The organism is Streptomyces sp. NPDC096013, from assembly GCF_044763565.1.
Classification (GTDB): Bacteria; Actinomycetota; Actinomycetes; order Streptomycetales; family Streptomycetaceae; genus Streptomyces.
In genome coordinates, this window is the sequence record NZ_JBIWGK010000016.1 from 160,134 (window position 1) to 179,585 (window position 19,452).

At 72.5% G+C, this 19,452-nt stretch carries 16 protein-coding genes and 1 pseudogene; 6 read left to right on the forward strand and 11 right to left on the reverse strand.

Features of this window, described 5'->3' with window-relative positions; genetic code table 11:
• Positions 1-14: 14 nt before the first annotated feature.
• The 4 genes from ACIRB1_RS38050 to ACIRB1_RS38065 all read right to left on the reverse strand — a co-directional run bounded on the left by ACIRB1_RS38050 (position 15) and on the right by ACIRB1_RS38065 (position 7,436).
• Entirely contained in the window at positions 15-2,678 is a 2,664-nt protein-coding gene (locus ACIRB1_RS38050; RefSeq protein ID WP_403468741.1) for a DUF6493 family protein, read from the reverse strand.
• Positions 2,675-4,090: an SWIM zinc finger domain-containing protein gene (locus tag ACIRB1_RS38055; RefSeq protein WP_403468742.1), complete on the reverse strand. Its 1,416-nt coding sequence runs from the start codon at positions 4,088-4,090 to the stop codon at positions 2,675-2,677. Before ACIRB1_RS38055 ends, ACIRB1_RS38050 begins: the two co-directional genes overlap by 4 nt.
• A gap of 140 nt (positions 4,091-4,230) precedes the next feature.
• Complete coding sequence (locus ACIRB1_RS38060) at positions 4,231-5,814, reverse strand: alkaline phosphatase D family protein (protein WP_403468743.1); 1,584 nt, start codon at positions 5,812-5,814, stop codon at positions 4,231-4,233.
• Between the two features lie 137 nt (positions 5,815-5,951).
• Positions 5,952-7,436 carry a PLP-dependent aminotransferase family protein gene (locus ACIRB1_RS38065; protein ID WP_403468744.1) on the reverse strand — a complete coding sequence of 495 codons (1,485 nt, stop codon included), beginning with the start codon at positions 7,434-7,436 and terminating at the stop codon, positions 5,952-5,954.
• Between the two features lie 47 nt (positions 7,437-7,483).
• Here ACIRB1_RS38065 and ACIRB1_RS38070 point away from each other — a divergent pair.
• Positions 7,484-8,320 (forward strand): annotated as a pseudogene (locus tag ACIRB1_RS38070) (DMT family transporter); the annotation flags it as partial.
• 45 nt (positions 8,321-8,365) lie between these two features.
• Here the strand turns inward: ACIRB1_RS38070 and ACIRB1_RS38075 are convergent.
• A complete protein-coding gene (locus tag ACIRB1_RS38075) occupies positions 8,366-9,196 on the reverse strand; it encodes an alpha/beta fold hydrolase (RefSeq protein WP_352179476.1) in 831 nt (276 codons plus the stop codon).
• A 166-nt stretch (positions 9,197-9,362) separates the two neighbouring features.
• Here ACIRB1_RS38075 and ACIRB1_RS38080 point away from each other — a divergent pair, with 166 nt between their 5' ends.
• Together ACIRB1_RS38080 and ACIRB1_RS38085 are read left to right on the forward strand one after the other, a co-directional pair.
• Positions 9,363-10,247 carry an RNA polymerase sigma-70 factor gene (locus ACIRB1_RS38080; RefSeq protein ID WP_403468770.1) on the forward strand — a complete coding sequence of 295 codons (885 nt, stop codon included), beginning with the start codon at positions 9,363-9,365 and terminating at the stop codon, positions 10,245-10,247.
• Positions 10,248-10,487: 240 nt separating this feature from the next.
• A complete protein-coding gene (locus ACIRB1_RS38085) occupies positions 10,488-11,249 on the forward strand; it encodes a GntR family transcriptional regulator (RefSeq protein ID WP_352179474.1) in 762 nt (253 codons plus the stop codon).
• A 425-nt stretch (positions 11,250-11,674) separates the two neighbouring features.
• On the opposite strand, the gene ACIRB1_RS38090 is transcribed toward ACIRB1_RS38085, so the two are convergent.
• The 3 genes from ACIRB1_RS38090 to ACIRB1_RS38100 form a co-directional block, all read right to left on the reverse strand.
• On the reverse strand, positions 11,675-12,829 hold the full coding sequence (locus tag ACIRB1_RS38090) for an ROK family transcriptional regulator (protein WP_352179473.1): 1,155 nt from the start codon (positions 12,827-12,829) through the stop codon (positions 11,675-11,677).
• A 99-nt stretch (positions 12,830-12,928) separates the two neighbouring features.
• Entirely contained in the window at positions 12,929-13,591 is a 663-nt protein-coding gene (locus ACIRB1_RS38095) for a response regulator transcription factor (protein WP_352179472.1), read from the reverse strand.
• A gap of 14 nt (positions 13,592-13,605) precedes the next feature.
• Positions 13,606-14,760, reverse strand: a complete 1,155-nt coding sequence (locus ACIRB1_RS38100) for a histidine kinase (RefSeq protein ID WP_352179471.1) — start codon at positions 14,758-14,760, stop codon at positions 13,606-13,608.
• 108 nt (positions 14,761-14,868) lie between these two features.
• On the opposite strand from ACIRB1_RS38100, the gene ACIRB1_RS38105 reads away from it, so the two are divergent.
• The 3 genes from ACIRB1_RS38105 (at position 14,869) to ACIRB1_RS38115 (ending at position 16,964) form a co-directional block, all read left to right on the forward strand.
• The gene (locus ACIRB1_RS38105) at positions 14,869-15,789 is read left to right on the forward strand and encodes an ABC transporter ATP-binding protein (protein ID WP_403468745.1); all 921 of its coding nucleotides are present in this window, start codon (positions 14,869-14,871) and stop codon (positions 15,787-15,789) included.
• 2 nt (positions 15,790-15,791) lie between these two features.
• The gene (locus tag ACIRB1_RS38110) at positions 15,792-16,514 is read left to right on the forward strand and encodes an ABC transporter permease (RefSeq protein ID WP_403468746.1); all 723 of its coding nucleotides are present in this window, start codon (positions 15,792-15,794) and stop codon (positions 16,512-16,514) included.
• An 81-nt stretch (positions 16,515-16,595) separates the two neighbouring features.
• Positions 16,596-16,964: a hypothetical protein gene (locus ACIRB1_RS38115; protein ID WP_403468747.1), complete on the forward strand. Its 369-nt coding sequence runs from the start codon at positions 16,596-16,598 to the stop codon at positions 16,962-16,964.
• Here ACIRB1_RS38115 and mug read toward each other — a convergent pair.
• The 3 genes from mug to ACIRB1_RS38130 form a co-directional block, all read right to left on the reverse strand.
• Complete coding sequence (gene mug, locus ACIRB1_RS38120; protein WP_403468771.1) at positions 16,959-17,528, reverse strand: G/U mismatch-specific DNA glycosylase; 570 nt, start codon at positions 17,526-17,528, stop codon at positions 16,959-16,961. The two genes, ACIRB1_RS38115 and mug, sit on opposite strands and share 6 nt — an antisense overlap.
• Complete coding sequence (purB, locus tag ACIRB1_RS38125; RefSeq protein WP_403468748.1) at positions 17,525-18,967, reverse strand: adenylosuccinate lyase; 1,443 nt, start codon at positions 18,965-18,967, stop codon at positions 17,525-17,527. Before purB ends, mug begins: the two co-directional genes overlap by 4 nt.
• A 126-nt stretch (positions 18,968-19,093) precedes the next feature.
• Positions 19,094-19,450, reverse strand: coding sequence for a DUF4326 domain-containing protein (locus ACIRB1_RS38130; protein WP_403468750.1), 357 nt, complete (start codon positions 19,448-19,450; stop codon positions 19,094-19,096).
• Positions 19,451-19,452: the final 2 nt, after the last annotated feature.

Sequence of the window (19,452 nt, forward strand, 5' to 3'; positions counted from 1 at the left end):
CCTGGTGCCCTACGTCATGCGGCCACCTCCGCAACCAGCGCACTGCGCAGCCGACGTGCCTGCGTGACCAGCCGGGAGGAGCCGCTCCGTGCCGCCGTCTGCGCCAGGTGCGGCAGTTCGCCTCTCGCCCCGGACCGCTCCGCGCACTCGGCGGCCACCGCGAGGAGATCCCCGAGACCCCGTGTGTGGGCGGGCTTCGCGTCGGCGCCGAGGTCGGCGAGCAACGCGGCCAGGGTGTGCCGGAGGATCCCCCAGATGGTCGCGTTCGCCCCGGTCGCGGCCCCTGTCCGCACCGACTCGGCGAGCCGCGACGGCTTCACGGCCCCGCTCCGCACCAGCTCTCCCAGATCCTCGCCCAACCGGTCCACGTCCAGCTGCCCCCGCGCCGCGAGCACCAGCAACGCGTCCACAGCGGCCAGCCGGTCCTCGGGGTGACGCGCCCCGAGCCCATACGCCAGACACAGGTGCGTGGCCTGCCCCGCCGACCCCTCGGACTCGGCCAGCAGCGGAAGTACGGCGGCCGCGCCCCGGGTGTCGTCGAGCGCGACGGCCGACACGTCCCGCACCAGCCGCGCCGCCACCAGCTCGCGACGCTCGGGGAGTATCGCGAGCCAGTGCCGCTGCATGTCCTGGCTCCAGTGGTAGCAGTACCCATGGCCGCCGTAGGCCGTCACCGGCTTGCCCAGCGGGCGGAACTCCGCAGGGAAGTCCTCCTGTAGGTCGAGGAGTTCACCCAGCTCCACCACGACCCGCACCCCGGCCGTCCGGCGCCTGCTCAGGGGGAGCGTGGGGCTGTCGGACGTCAGCCAGCGTGCGAGCCGGGTGCCCTCCGGCGTGCCGAGCGCCTCCGCCCGCCCGGCGGCATCTGTCGCCGCGGCCCGGTCCTCGCGGCGCACCCGCAGCAGCGCCTGCGCGAAGTCGGCCTCCGAGACCCGCGCGCCCAGGCGCCGGTACGCGTCCAGCCGGTCCACCAGCTCGTCCGGCTCCAGCAGCCCCGTGCTCCAGCTCGGTGTCGCCAGCAGCAACGGCAGCGGCTCCGCGCGGAGCCGGTACGCCACCTCCCATATCCGGGCGTCGAAGACCCGCGTCAGCGCGCTGTGCCCGCACTCCCGGCCCCGGTGGCCGTGGTGGGCCCCCTTGTGGAGCGTGACCGTGCGCACCCTGTCCAGGAGGGTGGCCAGCAGGAGGTCGAGAGCGTAGGCCGCGCTGCCGAAGGCGTGGTGCGACCTGCTGAAGTGGTCGTCCGGACGCTGGGGATACCCGGGGGCGTCATCGGCCCACCAGCGGCGCGCGACCACCGGGCCCAGCGCCTCCAGCAGGGCGTCCCGGTCCTCGTACGCATGACGGACGAGTCCGTCCAGCGCGCGCTCGAACGCCGCGACGTCGCCCTCGGTCGCCAGCAACGCCCCCAGTTCCTCGGCGAGTTCGACCGCCGAGGCGGGCGCCGGTGCGAGGCGCGCCGCCTCCGGTGCCGGCGGGAGCACCTCCTCATGGACCAGCGCCGCCGCCGTCACCGGCGCCGCGCCCAAGGTCTCGACCGCGCGGGTGCGCAGAGCGGGGGCCAACTGCTCTGCCGCTCCGGCGAGTTCGGCCCGTACCTCCGGGGAGTCGACCTTCCTCAGGTGCCGCTCGACCAGCTTCAGTGCCCGCTCCTGCACCTCCGCGTCCTCGTGGGCGAAGGCCTGTGCGACGGCGGGCAGCACCTCCTCTGCGACCGACGCGTCCCGCGCCAACACCTCTCCCAACAGCACGAGTTGGGCCCGGACGAGCTTCTTCTCGGGGCGGAACAGCACCGCGTCCGACATCTCCGCCAGCCGGCGCGGCGTCAACTCACCGTCCAGGGCGCGGAGTCCGAGCACCGACTGGGCAAGCGACGCCACCATGGACACCGCGTCCGAGGCCAGCGCAAGCCAGTCGGCGATCCTCTCCCGCTCCTCCTCGCGGGTGAGGGCGAGGGCCTTCAGCACGCGGAGGAACACCCGGTTGTCGACGGTCGTACCACCCCGCAGCAGCCTGGCCACGCACGCGTCCACCGTGCGCTTCCGGTCCAGGACGCCTTCGGCGGCGAGCAGGGCGAGCGCGTCGACCCAGCTGTTCGGCCCTTCGGCCGGGGTCCACTCCAGAGGGCTGCCGATGTCCTCCGTCTCGAAGACCGCGGCCACCAGCTCCGCGAGATGCGGGTCCTTGCGCAGCCGGTCGGACAGGGTGTCCCCGCGCTGCCACAGATGCCCGGTGTGCTCGACCCAGCCGCGCACATAGGCGTCCGTCGTCGGCACCGGACATCCGGAGAGCCGCACCAGACCGGCCATCAGCTCGTACGGCACGCTCGACGAGGCCGGGCGCCCGGCGAGGCGGTGCGTCACGTCGGCCAGCCAGGCGGTGTCACGGTCGCCCAGGATGTGGAGCAGCAACGCGGGCGACGACTGCGACCAGCGCATGTCGGAGGCCGCGATCCAGGTCGCCGCGGCTGCTGCCCCCGTCTCGCAGGCGGCCCCGGCCGCGTGCAGGGCCGGGTAGGCGCGGCGGGACGGCTCCTCCCACGGTGCCTTGCGCAGCTCCTTGCGGAGCGCCTTCAACTCCGGCAGGAACGCCCGCCGTTCGGTGTCCGTCAATCCGTCGAGCAGGCCCACCGCCTCGGCAGTCCGGCCCGCCCGCACCGCTTCCATCAGTGAACTCATCGCACACCCCCGTCGACCCGCACCAGGTCCTGCTTCGTGTTCCGCTCCGCCGCGGCGCCCCGCCGCACCATCCGCACCGCCAGCGCGTGCTTGCAGGGACCGCGCCCGCCCCGGTACTTCGCCCACCACACGCAGCTGCAGCTCAGCACCCCCGCCTCGTCCCGCACCCGGTGCACATGACCGTCCTCGGCGGTCACCGTGCCGAGGCTGCCCTCCAGGGTCACCGCCCCGGCGGCCACCAGCGCGCGGGCCGAGCGCAGCCGCGGGTTGTGGCGCTCCACGCGCTCTGCGTCGTAGGGCAGTTCGCGGTGGAAGTAGGCGGCCTCCGCCGTGTCGTAGCCGACGCGCCCCGAGGTGCCCAGCCGGGTCAGTGCCGCGCGGACCCGCTCCGGTGTGAGGCCGGAGGAGGTGGCCATGTCGGCGACGTCGATACGGGGCTCCCAGGCCAGCAGCACGGAGATCAACTCCGCGTCCTCGCCCGCCTCGTCGGCCGCGAGCGCGTCCAGGACCCCGCCCTCGCCGGAGAAGCCGCGCGACGCGTCAGGCGACAGCGTGAGGGTGAGCCGCATGCCCGGCAGGACGGCCTCCCAGGCGCCGGCCGTCGGCGAGGCGCCGATGACGGAGGGGCCGTAGATCCGCAGGGCCGTCGCGTGGCGCAGGACGCGCTGGAGGGCGATCAGGCGCTCCGGGCCGGGGAGGCAGACCGCGCCCGGTACGGGACGGGTGGTCGGGCGCAGGCCGCGGCCGGCCGGGACGACCCAGCGCGGGCCGCTCGTGGCGCCGCGCGCGCCGCTCTTCGGAAGCGAGCGCAGGAAGCGGACCGCCTCGGCCGCGGGGAGTTCGGCGCGCAGGTCGAAGCCCGCCGCTATGACCTGGGCCTCGGCGAAGCCGCGCAGCCAGCGGTCCGGGAGCGGGACCTTCTTCTCCACCACCGGGCCGTCCAGCGTGGTGACCGCCAACTCCTCCGGTCCGACCCGGAGATGGAGCGGATCGTCCGTGCCGATCCGGGAGAGGGCCTCGCGCAGGGGGTTGTTGACGTCGACGTTCGTCGTGCCGTGTCCCACCTCGTCGCCGTCGAGTCCGGGGGCGAGGACGTCCAGTCGCGCGTACACCCCGCCGCAGCCCGAGAAGGACTCGAAGCGCAGCCGGTCGCCGCCCGCCGTGACCACCGGGTCCAAGGAGGCGGCCAGTTGACGCTGGTAGTACCGTGTGGCCGCCACGTCGGCCACCGCGAGCAGCGCCGCCGACGCCACCTGAGGAGACGTCAGGAAGCCCGCGAAGAAGCGCGGATGGTCGGTGACACCCGAAGGAGTGGCCCCGCGTGAGGTCTCCAGCCCGAGGCGCCGGCCGTCCGCCGCGGACTCCAGCACGGAGGGTCGGCGATAGGTCACGTCCTGCAAAGATCGCGTCATGGAAAAACCGTAGAGGCCCGCACTGACAATCGTCCTGACCTGCGGAAACGCGGTCTGGGGCGGAGAGTTGGCACGCGGCGCACCAGGCCGCGCACCGGGGGATGACGCCGGTGCGCGGCTCAGGTACGAGGGTAGTGGAGTTACTGGCCGACCCGTCCCGGCTGAAGGGTCTTGGTGAACAGCACGGTGCCGTCCTGCTCGCGCAGACGGACCGTCAGCTCCCCGCTGTGGCCGTCGATGTCGACCTCTCCGAAGAACTGGTAGCCCTCGGCCGGCGACACGTTCTGCGCGGTCGGCGCCTTCACGAACACCCGCTCGGGGCCGAAGGTGTTGTCGAGGTTGCTGGCCGGGAAGGCGCCCGCGTTCAGCGGACCCGAGACGAACTCCCAGAACGGCTCGAAGTCGGTGAACGCGGCCCGCGAGGGCTGGTAGTGCTGGGCGGAGGTGTGGTGCACATCGGCCGTCAGCCACACGGTGCCGGTGATCCGCCGGTGCTTGATGTACCGCAGCAGCTCCGCGATCTGGAGCTCACGCCCGAGCGGCGCGCCCGGGTCGCCCTGCGCGACCGCCTCGATGTTCGCCTTGCCCTCGGTGGCGTCGGGCACGACCAGGCCGAGCGGCATGTCGGCGGCGATCACCTTCCACACGGCACGCGAGCGCGACAGCTCCCGCTTGAGCCACTCCAGTTGCTCCCGGCCGAGGATGCCCTGCGGGTCCACGGTCTGCTGGTCGGGCGAGTTGGCGTTGCGGTAGGTCCGCATGTCCAGGACGAACACGTCGAGCAGCGGGCCGTGCCGCATCACCCGCTGGACGCGGCCCTCCTGGGCGCCCGGCCGCAGCGTCGAGATCGGGAAGTACTCGCTGAACGCACGCCGGGCGCGGACCGCCATGACGTCGACGCTCTTCTCCGTGTAGCGGGTGTCGGAGGCGGCGATCACCTCACCGGGGTACCAGTTGTTGCGCACCTCGTGGTCGTCCCACTGGATGATCGACGGGACCTGGGCGTTGAACCGCCTGAGGTTCTCGTCGAGCAGGTTGTAGCGGAAGTTGCCGCGGAACTCGGCCAGGGTCTCGGCGACCTTGGACTTCTCCTCCGTGGTGACGTTCCGGTACAGGCTGCCGTCGGGCAGGGCCTGGGTCGCCGTGATGGGACCGTCGGCGTAGATGTTGTCGCCGCTGCACAGGAAGAAGTCCGGGTCGAGCCTGCCCATGGCGTCGTAGATCCGGTAGCCGCCGAGGTCCGGGTTGATGCCCCAGCCCTGGCCCGCGAGGTCGCCGGACCACAGGAAGCGCACATCGCGCCGCCCGGTCGGCACCGTGCGGAACGTGCCGGTCACCGGCTCGCCCGTACGGCGCGGGTCGTCAGGGTCGGCGAGCAGGACCCGGTAGTGGACCTGCCGCCCCGAGGGCAGCCCGCGCAGCCGGGTAGTGCCGGTGAAGTCCGTGTCCGGGCCGAGCAGCGGACCGTGCCACCGGTGCGGGTTGCGGAACGACTCGGTGGCCGAGGTCTCCACGATCATCCGCGCGGGGCGGTCGGAACGCACCCACACCAGACCGGAGTCGGAGGTCACGTCCCCCGCCTGCACACCCCAGCCCGCCTTGGGGCGCCCGGACAGCGCGAGGGCGGGTGCCGATCCGAAGGTGACGGGCACGGTCAGGGCCGCCGACGCGGCCAGGGTGCCGCGCAGGACGCTGCGGCGGGCGGGGAACGGACGATGCGACATGGGGTTGCGCCTCCACGGACAGGATGCGGTCAGGGTGCACCGCCACAACTACTGGTGCGCCACAGCGCACACGGAAACCACAGGTGAACAACGGAACGCCACGCCATGGGGGCCCACGCGCGGTGACGCCGGGGGCCCTAGGGGCGCACGGCGTCGGCCATCCGACGTATGCCGGCGCGAATCCGTCCGGGGGACAGCTGCGCGTACCCCAGGACCAGCCGTACGACCGCGTCGTCCACGCGCGCGTGGGCGTAGTCCGTGAGCGGGCGCACCGCGACACCCGCCTGGGCAGCACGTTCCAGGAACTCGTCCTGGGGGCCGTATTTCTCCGGCAGTTCCGCGATGACGTGCAGGCCCGCCGCGATCCCGGTCACCCTTGCTCCCGGGAAGTGCTCCTCCAGGGCGACGACCAGGGTGTCGCGGCGCTGCCGGTAGGCGCGCTGGCAGCGGCGCAACTGGCGATCGTAGTCGCCGCGTTCCAGGAAGCGGGCGAACAGTGCCTGGTCGAGGGCCGGATGGCCGAGGTCGATGGTGCGCTTGCGTTCGACGACCTCGTCGGTCAGGGACTCGGGCACCAACAGCCAGCCGAGCCGCAGCCCCGGGGCGAGGGACTTGCTGACCGAGCCCGTGTAGGCGACGTGCTCAGGGTCGAGGCCCTGGAGGGCGCCCACGGGTGCCCGGTCGTAGCGGAAGTCGCCGTCGTAGTCGTCCTCGAAGAGGAGACCGTCCACCGACCGTGCCCAGTCGAGGAGCTGGGCACGCCGCTCGGCGGAGTAGGCGATGCCCGTGGGGAACTGATGCGCGGGCGTCGTCACCACGGCCCGTACGCCCGACGCCCGCAGCGGCCCGATCGCCAGGCCCTCCGCGTCCAGGGGCAGCGGTACGGTGCCGACGCCCGCCGCGGCGTACAGGGTGTCGTGCTGGGGACTGCCAGGGTCCTCGACGCCGACGGTACGCATCCCGCGCGCGTGGAGCACGAAGCCGAGCAGCGTCATCGCCTGGGCCACTCCGGAGACCACGATCAGCCGCTCCGGGTCGGCGACCACACCCCGTCGGCGCGCCAGCAACTCCGCCAGCGCCGTGCGCAGCCGGGGCAGCCCGCGCGGATCGGGATACCCGAGCACCTCGTGCGGCAGCTCCGCCAGCACACCGCGCTGCGCCGTCGCCCAGGCCGCACGCGGGAACAGCGACAGGTCCGGCGTGCCGGGCACGAAGTCGGCCAAGGCGCCCGGGGAGCGCGGCGCGAGGTCACGCGCGCGTGGCCGCGCCGCCCGTACGGCACCGCCCACCCAGGTGCCCGCACCCCGGCCGCTGCGCAGATACCCCTCCGCCGTCAACTGCTCGTACGCCTCCGTGACCAGCCCCCGCGACACCCCGAGGTCGGCCGCCAGATCCCGGCTCGACGGCAGCCGGGTGTCAGGCGCCAGCCGCCCCGACCGCACCGCGTCCCGCAGCGCCGCCTGAAGCGAGCGCCCACGCGCGCGTGCCGGTGCCGCGACGGCGGGCAGCAGCAACTCCCAGGCGGCGGAACCCGTCAGACCTCCGGGATCGACCCGTTCCTCCCCATCGGCCCGTCCCTCCGGATCGGCCTGCTCCTCCGGATTGGTCCGCGATGACGTCATGGAAGTGGACCTTAAACCGGGCCGCCGTGCTCCCTAGCGTCGCTGCCATGAACGCCACCACCGTCCGCGGCGCCCCGCTCGCCGCCTTCGCCTGTGTCCTCGTCGGCGCGTCCTTCACCGCGAACAGCGTCCTGGGCAACTACCCGTACGCGGGCGGCCAGTTCCTGCGCTACGGCCTCGCCTGCCTGCTACTCGTCCCGTTCACCGGCAGGGACGCGAGGGCCCGGCTGCGGGTGCTCACGGCACGGCAGTGGGCGCGTCTCGCCCTGCTCGCGGCCGTCGGCATGGTCGGTTTCAACCTGGCCGTCATCGCCGCCGAACGCGGTGCCGAACCCGCCGTCCCCGGCGTCTTCGTGGGCTGCGCCCCCGTGGCGGTCGCGATCATCGTCCCCCTCGTGGAGGGACGCCGTCCACGCCGGATCGTGCTCTACGGGGCGTCGCTCGTCGCCGTCGGCGCGTTCACGGTCCAGGGGTGGGGCCGTACGGACGGTGCCGGAATCGCCTTCTCCGGGTGCGCGCTCGCGGGCGAGGTGGGTTTCGCCGTGCTCGCGGTTCCCGTACTGCGGCCCCTGGGACCGCGGTTGCTGTCGGCCACCGTGTGCGGTCTCGCCGCGGCCGAGGCGGCGGGGGTCGGGCTCGTCGCCGACGGGACCGGCTGGCTGCGGCGCCCCGACGGCACCGAGGCCGCCGCGCTGCTGTGGCAGGCGGCGGTCGTCACGGTCGTCGGCTTCGTGTGCTGGTACATGGGCATGCAGCGGATCGGCGCGGAGCGCGCCACGCTCTTCTCCGGCCTCATCCCGGTCGCCGCGGCCGCCACCGCGCCGCTCGTCGGAACGGGCTCCTACGGGGCCGTCCAGGCCGTCGGCAGCGCCCTCGTCGGTGCCGGAGTGGCCCTGGGATCGGGCGCGTTGGGGCTGTTTCCGCGAGGATCAGCGGCTGCCGTCGAGGATGACGCGCGCGACCAGGGCCGGGTCGTCGTTCATCGGGCAGTGCCCGCAACCGGGCAGCCGCACCAGCCGGGAGCGGGGCATCAATTGCTTGGCGCGGACGCCCTGTCGGCGCAGCAGCAGCCGGTCCTGAGTACCCCAGGCCACGGTCACCGGGATGCCGGGGAGGTCGTCGGTGAACCGGACACTCGTACCGGCCCGCAGCGTGTCGTCGAACCCGGGCGCGTTGATCAGCGCGAGCGTCTCGGCGACCACGGCCTCGGGTGAACGGCGGCCCGGGCGGGCGTAGATGGTGCTGGTGAGGGCGGTGCGGCCGGCCGCCGTGCGCGCCAGTTTCTCGACCAGCGGGAGCGGCATCCGGCGGGCGATCTGCCGCATGGTGAGCAGCACACCGAAGGCGTAGCGGCGCTCGGCCTGCGACCAGAACCCGGCGGGGGAGAGGGCCGTGACGGACCGTACGAGCTTTTCGCGGCCCAGCTCCAGCGCCATCAGGCCGCCGAGCGAGTTGCCCGCCACATGCGGACGGTCCAGTTCCAACGCCTCGCAGAAGGCGGCGAACACGGCGGCCGTCGTGGGCAGGTCGTACGACATCCCCTCCGGGAGCGCGGGCGAGGCGCCGAACCCGGGCAGGTCCACGGCGATGACGTCGCGCTCGGTCGCGAGCACGTCCACCACCGGGTCCCAGGCCTGCCGGTGGTGACCTATGCCGTGCAGCAGGAGCAGAGGTTCGCCGCGGCCCACGCGCGCGTAGGACACGGTCACGGTCTTCGGGCCCCGCGGGGTGGGGACCGGGAAGGAGACGGTGGCGGACATGGGGGTGCTCCTCGTCTGGGACGCGCCGACGGACGCCGTACAGGCTGGGTAGACAGCTTGTCAGCAACTGCTACTGACCGGTAGCCCCTGTATTCGAGAACACGGCGTGCCCGGGGTTCCGGAACGGGTCCTGGACATGGGCGGACGCGTCGCATGGGATGACGAGGTGACCACCGACGCCAAAACCGCAGTCTTCGAAGAGCACCGCCCCGTCCTCATGGGAGTCGCCTACCGCATGCTCGGCCGGGTCGCCGACGCCGAGGACGTCGTCCAGGAGGCCTGGCTGCGCTGGTCCGCCGCCGACCGGGCTGGGGTCCGCGAACCGCCCGCCTACCTGGTGCGCATCACCACCCGCCTCGCCATCGACCGGCTCCGCCAGGTCAAGGCGCGCGGCGAGGCCTACGTGGGCCCCTGGCTGCCCGAGCCCTACGTCACCGACTTCGGGCACACCGTCCCCGACACCGAGGAACGCGCCGTCCTCGCCGACTCCGTCTCCCTCGCCGTCCTCGTCGTCCTGGAGTCGCTGTCACCGCTGGAACGCGCCGTGTTCGTCCTCAGGGAGGCGTTCGGATACCCGTACGCCGAGATCGCCACCATGCTCGACCGGGGCGAACCGGCGGTGCGCCAACTCGCCGGACGGGCCCGCAGACACGTCGACGAACGACGCGCGCGCTACGACGTCGACCCCGCCCAGCGCCGCGATCTCACCGAGCGGTTCCTCGCGGCGGCGGCCGAGGGCGACCTCGCGAGCCTCATGGACCTGCTCGCCCCGGACGTCCGTCTGGTCGGCGACAGCGGCGGCAAGACCCGGGCACCGCTGCGCGTCCTGGAGAGCGCCGACAAGGTGGGCCGCTTCCTGGTCGCCGTGGGTGGGAAGAGCGTCCCGGACATGTCGTTCCGCTTCCTCGAACTCAACGGAGGACCCGCGGTACTGATCCTTTCGGGTGACATGCCCGACAGTGTCTTCCAGGTGGACGTATCCGCCGGACGCATCAGTTCCGTCTACGTCCTCCGCAACCCGGACAAGCTCCGGTCGCTGGCTTCCGCTTAGCCGTACGCCCGGACAGAGCCCCCGTTTCGCGACGGGGGCTTTGCCGCGATGTCACGAAGAACCCGCCGTACGAACGCCCTGTGAACGCTCTGCGGCGCGGGTTCTATGGGTTGCATACGACATGGAGGATTGGTCTTGACCAAGAGTGGGGGGCGTCCTATGGTCGCTGATAAGTGAAACAACCTTTAATAAACAAGGGCGCTAAAACGCCGCCGGACCACGGCGATTGCGGAGGACAGGGTGGGGACCACGCAGCTGGAATCGGTGGCGGAGCCGAAGTACTGGCATCTCAAGACAGTGCTGAGTGAGGCACTGGACTCGGAGTTCTCCGTGGGCGAGATCCTGCCCAACGAGCGAGACCTGGCGGCCCGTTTCGGCGTCGCCCGGGCCACGCTCCGGCAGGCTCTGGAACAACTCGAACTGGAAGGCCGGCTCCAGCGCCGACGCGGAGTCGGTACGACCGTCGCGCCGCCGCGCGTTGGTGTCGCCGTCGGCACCGAGCAGCACGCCTGGCCGGGCGCGGGGGAGGACGCCTGGCAGGCCGTCGACTGTGTGCTGGCGGCTCCGCCGGCGGCCGTCGCGGAGGCCCTGGAGACCGGTTCCGAGGAACTGGTGCACACCGTACGGCGCTCCCGGGTGAGCCACGGCCAGCCGGTCGCCGCCGAGCTGCTCTACATCCCGCAGTCGTCGGTGCCCGACCTCTCCGCCATAGACACTCCGTCGGCGACGGCACGCGCGCGTGCCGTACTGCGCGAGCTTCAGCGCCTCGGACTGGAGGGCCAGGACCGGGCCGTGGAACTCGGCTCGGCCCGCGCGGACGACGCCAAGGAACTGGACCGCCTCCCCGGCGCCCCGGTCCTCGTCGTCACCACCCGCTTCTTCGCCGAGGGCCGCACGGCCGCGGTCTCCATCGCGACCTACCGCGCGGACACCTGCCGCCTGACCTTCGCCGACTCCGGAGGCGTGGAAATACACCACGGCCCGGAACGCCAGGCCTCCTGACCAGCCACAGCCCAACCGTCGCGCCCCGGAACCCCTCCGGGGCGCGACGCTTTCCTCCCCGGCTACGACAGACGCCCCAAGGGGGCGCGGGGAACGGCGAGCCCAGACCCCCGGCTACGACAGCCGCCCCAAAGGGACGCGGGGAACGGCGAACTCAGCGCCCCGGCTACGACAGGCGCCCCAAAGGGGCGCGGGGAACGGCGCGACCAGCCCCAACGGCGCCGCAGACACAACACACGCCCGAGCCCAGCGCCCCGGCTGCGACAGGCGCCCGAAAGGGGCGCGGGGAACGGGGCGACTAGCCCCAACGGCGCCGCAGCCAAAACACAACGCCCGAACCCAGCCCCAACGCCGCCGCACCAAAGAACCAACCACCGAGCCCAGCCCAAACGAACCGGCACCCAAAAACCAACCCCACCGCCAAGCTAGCGCCGCGTCACCGTGCCCTCGACCGCGAACAACTGCTCCTCAACATGGTCAAGTGCCAACCGCAACGCCCCCGTAGCCGCAGCCGCCTCCCCTAGCAACGACAGGGCAACCTTCGGCGGCCGCAGGCAATACCGCGCCAACTCCCGCCGCAACGGCTCCAGCACACCGTCCAGCCCGGCCGCCCACCCACCCACGACGACCAGCTCCGGATCGAGCGCCAGCACCAGCGCCGCGACATCGTGCACAAGCCGCTGGATGAACCGGTCGACGGCCGCACGCGCGCGCTGGTCACCGTCGCGCGCCAGCGCGAACACCTTCGCGACCGCCTGCTCGTCCAGCGGATGCAGCGGCTCGTCCGTGGTGGAGAGCAGCGTCTCCGGAGTCACGTCCCGCCCCAGCAGATGCAGCGCCCCGATCTCCCCGGCCGCCCCGCGATACCCCCGGTGCAGCCGCCCCCCGATCAGCGACCCGGCCCCAGGACTCAACCCGGCCAGCACCATCACCATGTCGTCGGACTCGGTCGCCGCACCCTTCCAGTGCTCGGCGACCGCCGCCGCGTTGGCGTCGTTCTCCACCAGCACCGGGCACTTGAAGGAACGGCTCAACCGCTCACCCAGGTGCAATCCGGTCCACTGGGGCAGCGCGGTGCCCAGCCGTACCGTGCCGTCCGCCTCGACGATGCCCGGCGTGGCGACGCCCACCGCGCGCAGCGAGCCGCGTGCGACCCCGGCCCGGCGCAGCAGTTCGGCGACCGCGGTCCGCAGCCGCTCCAGACGTTCGTCCGCCGGGGCCGCCTCGTCGACGTCCTTGGCGATCGCGCCCAGCACCCGGCCGTCCAGGTCGGCGAGGAGCACGGCGACGCGGTGTGCGCCGATCTCAAGGCCCAGCAGATGCCCGGCCTCGGCCCTGAACCTGAAGCGCCGCGCCGGCCGCCCCTGCCGCCGTACAACGCTCTCGTCGGCCGCTTTCTCGACGACCAGCCCGGCCTCGATCAGTCCCTCGACGACGCCCTCGACGGTCGGCCGGGACAGGCCCGTCACCCGGGTGATCTCCGTCAGCGTGGCGCAGTCCGTGGCACGCAACGCGTGCAACACCACCGCGGAGTTGATCCTCCGCAGCAGCGAGGGGTCCCCGCCGGTCAGCCCCGCCAAGGTCTGTCCTCCCAGCTCGTGCGCGTGTTGGGCGGATCGTACTCGGCGCGGCGGACCCCGGCGAGTGCCGGGCGCCCCCGACCCGTCCGGCCCACCGCGTCACCCCGGTGCCACGAACCCCGACTCGTACGCCGCGATCACCGCCTGTGTACGGTCCCGGGCCCCCAGCTTCGCCAGTACGCCGCTCACATGCGACTTCACCGTCTCGGTCCCGACGACCAGCCGGGCGGCGATCTCCGCGTTCGACAGACCCCGCGCCATCAGCCGCAGCACCTCCGCCTCACGCTCGGTCAGCTGCGCCCGCTCCATCACCGCGCGGGCCGCCCGGTTGCCGCAGCCGTCGCCGTACTCGGCGGCCAACTGCCGTACGGAGGCGGGGAACAGCAGCGAATCGCCCTCGGCCACCAGACGTACCGCGTGCACGATCTCGGCCGGCCGGGCCCGCTTCAGCAGGAACCCGTCGGCACCGGCGCGCAGCGCCTCGTAGACGTACTCGTCGTTCTCGAACGTGGTGATGACCAGGATCTTCGGCGGATCGTCGACCGTGCGCAGCACCGCGCGCGTGGCCTCGATGCCGTCCATGAGCGGCATCCGTACGTCCATGGCGACCACGTCGGGCCGCAGCTGCCGTACGAGCGGGACGACCGCGGCCCCGTCGGCGGCCTCCCCGACCACCTCGATGTCCGGCTGCGCCTCCAGCACGGCCCGCAGACCCGCGCGGACGAGGGGTTCGTCATCGACCAGGAGAACGGTGACCGGCATCCCGCCAGCGTAGATCAGCCCAGCGGCAGCTCCGCGTGTACCTGCCAGTCGCCCTCGTCGGGTCCGGTGTACGCCCGCCCGCCGAGCAGTGCGGCACGCTCGCGGATGCCCCGCAGCCCGCCGCCCCGGCCCGGACCGGCTGTCGCGGCCGTCAGGGGATTGCGGATCTCCAGGTCGAGGGTGCCGGCGGCGACCCGGATGCGGACCCGAACGGGCACGGAGCCCGCGTGCCGCAGCACATTGGTCAGCGACTCCTGGAGAATCCGGTACCCCTCCCGGGAGACCGGCCCCGGCACAGTCTCCAAGGGCCCGGTGACCTCCGCGTCGACCTTCGCCCCGGAGGCCCGCGCCGACTCCAGCAGCCGGTCGGCCTCCACGAGCGTCGGCCGGCCGCTCACCGGCCGCTCCGCCTCCCGCAGGACGCCCAAGACCCGCTCCAGGTCCTCCAGCGCGGCCCGGCCGGTCTCCTCGATGGCGCCCAACGCCCGCTCGGTGAACTCCGGATCACCCGCCGCGCGGGCCGCACCCGCCTGCACCACGGCGACCGTCAGCGCGTGACCGATGGAATCGTGCAACTCCCGTGCGATACGGGTGCGTTCGAGCAGCTGCTCGGTGCGCTCCTCCAGAGCGGCGAGGCGCTCCGCGCGCGAGGGGCCGAGCAACTGCCGGGCCAGCCATGTGGCCACCTGCCCGAGGCCGACCACGGCGGCGTACAAGGCGATCAGCGGGAAGGGCGCCAGCAGGGCGTACCACCCGCTCTGTGTCGCCTCCTTGAGGATCGGTACGTCGTCGGGCACACGCCCGCGTGCGACCTCGACCAGCTCGAACGTGAGGACCGGCAGCCAGACGCAGGCGAAAGAGGCCACCCAGCCCAGAGCCATCCGGGCCTCCAGCCACACCAGGGTGCGCCCCCGGTCCCGCCAACTCGCCGACGGCGCCACGGAGATCCCCGATTCCCGCTCACCCGGAGTCAGCAGCAGCCGCGCCTGTACGCCCTCGCCGATCCGCACGGCCGGGATCAGCGCGACCGGGATCAGCGCGAGCGCGGGTGCGTACGGCGTCGACGGGCTGACGAACACCCACACGCTGGTGATCAGCATCGGCACCCAGAGGTGCAGCAGACGCGTGTACGTCGTCCCCCGGAGCAGCGGGCGCAGGAAGCGGGCCATTCCGACATCGTGACAGCCGGCACCGACAACGGGCCTCCCCCGGGCGGGGGAGACGATCTCCACCGGCGGGGGAGGACCCAACCCCCTTGGACAGCCAGGCTGTTGGCCATGACCAGCATCGACGTACGAGACCTCACCAAGGAGTACGGCACCCGGCGGGCCGTGGACCACCTCACCTTCGACGTCCGCCCCGGCAAGGTCACCGGATTCCTCGGCCCCAACGGCGCCGGAAAGTCCACCACCATGCGCCTCGTCCTCGGCCTCGACCGGCCCACCTCGGGAACCGCCACCATCGGCGGCCACCCCTACACCGCGCTCGCCGAACCGCTGCGCCACGTGGGCGCGTTGCTCGACGCGCGGGCCGCCCACGGCTCCCGTACCGCCCGCGACCACCTGCGTGCCCTGGCGGCGAGCAACCGCATCCCGGTCGCCCGGGTCGACGCGATGCTGGAGGAGACGGGACTCGCGTCGGTCGCGCGGCACCGGGTGAAGACGTACTCCCTGGGCATGCGCCAGCGGCTGGGCATCGCAGGTGCCCTCCTGGGTGATCCCGAAGTGGTCCTTCTGGATGAGCCGTCGAACGGCCTCGACCCCGAAGGCATCGTCTGGATCCGCGAGTTGCTGCGCCGGCTGGCGGCGGAGGGCCGCACGGTCCTGGTCTCCAGCCACCTGATGAACGAGACCGCCTCCTTCGCCGACCACCTCGTGGTCCTCGGCCGCGGCCGTCTCCTCGCCGACACCCCGATGCGGAGCTTCATCGACGCGCGCGTGCAACCCCACGTACGCATCCGTACGACGGACCCCGGCGCCCTCAAGAGCGCGCTCGCCGGACACGGACTCGACGCCGTGGAGCAGGAGGAAGGGCACTGGACCGTGGCGCACGCGCGCGTGGAGGAGATCGGCGCCCTGTTGTCCGCGGCCGGCGTACCGATCCTCGAACTGGCCGTCGCCAAGGGCACGTTGGAGCAGGCCTACCTCGATCTGACGGCCGCCGCGACCGAGTTCACCGCAGCGCACCAGGAGGCCTGACCATGGAATTCACGCCCGCGTTCCACTCCGAGTGGATCAAGATCCGCACCCTGCGCTCACAGATCGCCGCCCTGGCCATGATCCCCGTGGCGACGGTCCTCTTCTCCGCTCTTGCCGCGTCCGACACCGGGGGCGACGACTTCGATCCCCTTTTCGCGGTCTTCTTCGGCGTGGCCTTCGGCCAGATCGCGGCCATCGCCTTCGGCACGACCGCCGTCTCCTCCGAGTACCAGGGCGGAGCGCTACGGCTGTCGCTGGCGGCGGTGCCGCACCGGGGACGCTGGTTCGCGGCCAAGGCGGCGGCGATCGCGGTGCCCGTGTTCGCCGTGGGCCTTGTCACCGGAGTGCTGACGCTGGTCGTCGGCAAGGCGGTGCTCGGCACCGAGGCCGACGGGCTCGGCGCGGGCGCGCAGGTGCGCGGGGTGGTCGGCTGCGCCGTCTACCTCACGCTGATGGCGCTGCTCGCGGCCGGGCTCACGGCGGTCCTGCGCGGCGGGGTGGCGACGCTGAGCATCCTCATCCCCTTCCTGCTCATCGTGTCCTTCGTGGTCGGCGACGCGTCGAGCGACATCGCGGACCTGCTGCCCGACCGGGCGGGCCAGGTGGCGCTGCACGAGACCTGGGACGGCTCGATGGGCCCGTGGACCGGGCTGGCGGTGACGGCGCTGTGGGCGATGGCCGCGTTGGCGGCGGGGGCATGGAGCGTCCGGCGCCGAGACGCCTGACCGTGGAAGCGCCGGAACGTTTACCCCCGTACGAGCACTGACGCACCGTCAATTGTCAGTGGTGGCGGCTTTACTGGAGGCATGAACGTCACACGCCGGCTGGCGACGATCGACCTGCTGTGCACCCGGGACTTCCCCCCGGAGCACGGCAGGACGGACGCGGGTATCGGAGGACCCGGCTGCCACATCGCCGAACTGCGGACGAGCGACGACTTCTGGGAGGGCGCCGGGACGGAGCGGGAGGAGACCGAGGCGCGGTACGAGACCGACCGGGACGCACTCGGCGAGCGGCTGATCGAGCGCTGGGGAGCGCCCGACGCCTTCAGCCCGGCCAGTGTCCTGGAGCGGTCACTGAGCGGCGAGGACATACCGGAGCGAGACGGTGCCACGACGATGGCCCCACAACGACGGTCGTGCGACGACGAACCCGCGACGACGGAGCCGCTATGACGGATGGACCGTGACGCCCTGGTCCCGGGCCGCCGTCCTCAGCCGCCCGAACTCCTCGGCCATCGTCGCCGCGGTCCAATGCGCGTTCAACCCGCTCGGGTTGGGCAGCACCCACACCCGCGTGTCCCCGAACGTCCGCTCCTGCGGCCCGACTTGGGCCTTCTTGTCGTCGAACGCCGCCCGGTACGCGGTCACCCCGAGCACCGCCAGCCACCGCGGCTTCCAGCCCGTCAGCTTCGACGCGAGGAGTTGGCCGCCCTCGCGGTACTCCTCCGCGCTCAGCTCGTCGGCCCGGGCCGTCGCCCGGGCCACCACGTTCGTGATGCCGAGCCCGTACGACAGCAACTCGCCCTGCTCCGACGGCTTCATGAGCCTCGGGGTGAAGCCGGACAGGTGCAGCACCGGCCAGAAGCGATTGCCGGGGCGGGCGAAGTGGTGGCCCGTGGCCGCCGTCATCAGACCGGGGTTGATGCCGCAGAACAGCACGGCGAGGCCGTCCGCGACGACGTCCGGTACGAGACGGTCGCGGGCGGCCTCCAGCTCGGCCTGGGTGAAGCGGGTCAGAGGATCGCCCCCGGGGCGTAACCCGCGGCCTCCGGGTGCTGCTTCGCGAGTTCCTCGACGCGGGCGACGATGACGGCGACCTGGTCGGCCGCGGCGCCGGTGAAGGACAGCTTGTCGGCCATCAGCGCGTCCAGCTGGGCGCGGTCGAGCGGGATGCGCTCGTCGGCGGCGAGCTTGTCCAGCAGCTCGTTGCGCTCGGCGCCCTGCTCGCGCATCGCCAGCGCGGAAGCGACGGCGTTCTCCTTGATGGCCTCGTGCGCGACCTCACGGCCGACACCCGCGCGGACCGAGGCCATCAGCACCTTGGTCGTCGCGAGGAACGGCAGATAGCGGTCCAGCTCACGCGCCACGACGGCCGGGAACGCGCCGAACTCGTCGAGCACGGTCAGGAACGTCTCCAGCAGCCCGTCCAGCGCGAAGAACGCATCGGGGAGGGCCACCCGGCGCACCACCGAGCAGGAGACGTCGCCCTCGTTCCACTGGTCGCCCGCCAGCTCGCCCGTCATCGACGCGTAGCCGCGCAGGATGACCATGAGGCCGTTGACGCGCTCGCAGGAGCGGGTGTTCATCTTGTGCGGCATCGCGGAGGAACCGACCTGGCCCGGCTTGAAGCCCTCGGTGACCAGCTCGTGCCCGGCCATCAGCCGGATCGTCTTCGCCAGCGAGGAGGGCGCCGCCGCGACCTGCACCAGCGCGGTCACGACCTCGTAGTCCAGCGAGCGCGGGTACACCTGGCCGACCGAGGTGAACGCCTGCGAGAAGCCCAGGTGGGAGGCGATCCGCTGCTCCAGCTCCGCGAGCTTCGCCGCGTCGCCGCCGAGCAGGTCCAGCATGTCCTGCGCCGTGCCCACCGGGCCCTTGATGCCGCGCAGCGGGTAGCGGCCGAGCAGTTCCTCGACCCGGCCGTAGGCGACGAGCAGTTCGTCGGCGGCGGTCGCGAAGCGCTTGCCGAGGGTGGTGGCCTGCGCGGCCACGTTGTGCGAGCGGCCGGCCATGACCAGCTCGCCGTACTCACCGGCCAGCTTGCCGAGCCGCGCCAGGACGGCCACCGTACGGTCGCGCATCAGCTCAAGCGAGAGCCGGATCTGCAGCTGCTCGACGTTCTCCGTCAGGTCCCGGGACGTCATGCCCTTGTGCACCTGCTCGTGCCCGGCGAGGTCGTTGAACTCCTCGATCCGCGCCTTCACGTCGTGCCGCGTGACCTTCTCGCGCTCGGCGATCGAGCCCAGGTCGACCTGGTCGAGCACGCGCTCGTAGTCCGCGATCGCGCCGTCCGGCACCTCGATCCCGAGGTCCTTTTGGGCCCGCAGCACGGCGAGCCAGAGTTGCCGCTCCAGCTTCACCTTCTGCTCGGGCGACCAGAGCGTGGCGAGCTCGGTGGATGCGTAACGTCCGGCGAGGACGTTCGGGATGCGGGGCTTGGCGGGAGCGGAAGTCACGTGTACGGAGTTTACCCGGCGTCCCCGCGAGGTCCGGACCGTCCGTTCAGGCATGAGATCCCAGGTCAGTGACTGAACGACTCCAGCGGCTCGGCCCCGGTCGGGTCTCCGGTCAGGCGGCGCGCATCACGTCCCGCGCTCCCCGCCGTCACCATCGGCGAGCTCGGCCAGCACCCCCGCGTGACACAGCAGTGGCGCACACCAGCAAGCCAGCACCCGTCCTCGCAACTCCGGTATCAGGCGCAGCAGTTCGGGCCGGTCCAGCAGATACTCCCGGTACTTCGCCATCACCTCCGCGCGTGTGCCGTCGCGGCGGCGGGTGGGGGTGTCGTAGGCGAAGGGGTTGTAGAGCGGGTGGCGGGGGAGGCGCCAGCCGCCCAGGGTCCAGTGGCGGCCGACGTAGACGAGGTCCGGTGGGGCGAGTTCCAGGCGGGGGCCGAAGTCGTGGATTCGGCCTCTGATGTTGATCACCCGCGTGGTCATGG

Excerpts from the sequence above, each read along its gene's own strand:
- ACIRB1_RS38075 (WP_352179476.1), bottom strand. The coding sequence starts at position 9,196 with ATGTCCGCCACCGTCTCCTTCCCGGTCCCCACCCCGCGGGGCCCGAAG.
- ACIRB1_RS38065 (WP_403468744.1), bottom strand. The coding sequence starts at position 7,436 with ATGACGTCATCGCGGACCAATCCGGAGGAGCAGGCCGATCCGGAGGGA.
- ACIRB1_RS38115 (WP_403468747.1), top strand. The coding sequence starts at position 16,596 with ATGAACGTCACACGCCGGCTGGCGACGATCGACCTGCTGTGCACCCGG.
- ACIRB1_RS38130 (WP_403468750.1), bottom strand. The coding sequence starts at position 19,450 with ATGACCACGCGGGTGATCAACATCAGAGGCCGAATCCACGACTTCGGC.
- ACIRB1_RS38055 (WP_403468742.1), bottom strand. The coding sequence starts at position 4,090 with ATGACGCGATCTTTGCAGGACGTGACCTATCGCCGACCCTCCGTGCTG.
- ACIRB1_RS38060 (WP_403468743.1), bottom strand. The coding sequence starts at position 5,814 with ATGTCGCATCGTCCGTTCCCCGCCCGCCGCAGCGTCCTGCGCGGCACC.
- ACIRB1_RS38100 (WP_352179471.1), bottom strand. The coding sequence starts at position 14,760 with ATGGCCCGCTTCCTGCGCCCGCTGCTCCGGGGGACGACGTACACGCGT.
- ACIRB1_RS38110 (WP_403468746.1), top strand. The coding sequence starts at position 15,792 with ATGGAATTCACGCCCGCGTTCCACTCCGAGTGGATCAAGATCCGCACC.
- ACIRB1_RS38105 (WP_403468745.1), top strand. The coding sequence starts at position 14,869 with ATGACCAGCATCGACGTACGAGACCTCACCAAGGAGTACGGCACCCGG.
- ACIRB1_RS38050 (WP_403468741.1), bottom strand. The coding sequence starts at position 2,678 with ATGAGTTCACTGATGGAAGCGGTGCGGGCGGGCCGGACTGCCGAGGCG.
- ACIRB1_RS38095 (WP_352179472.1), bottom strand. The coding sequence starts at position 13,591 with ATGCCGGTCACCGTTCTCCTGGTCGATGACGAACCCCTCGTCCGCGCG.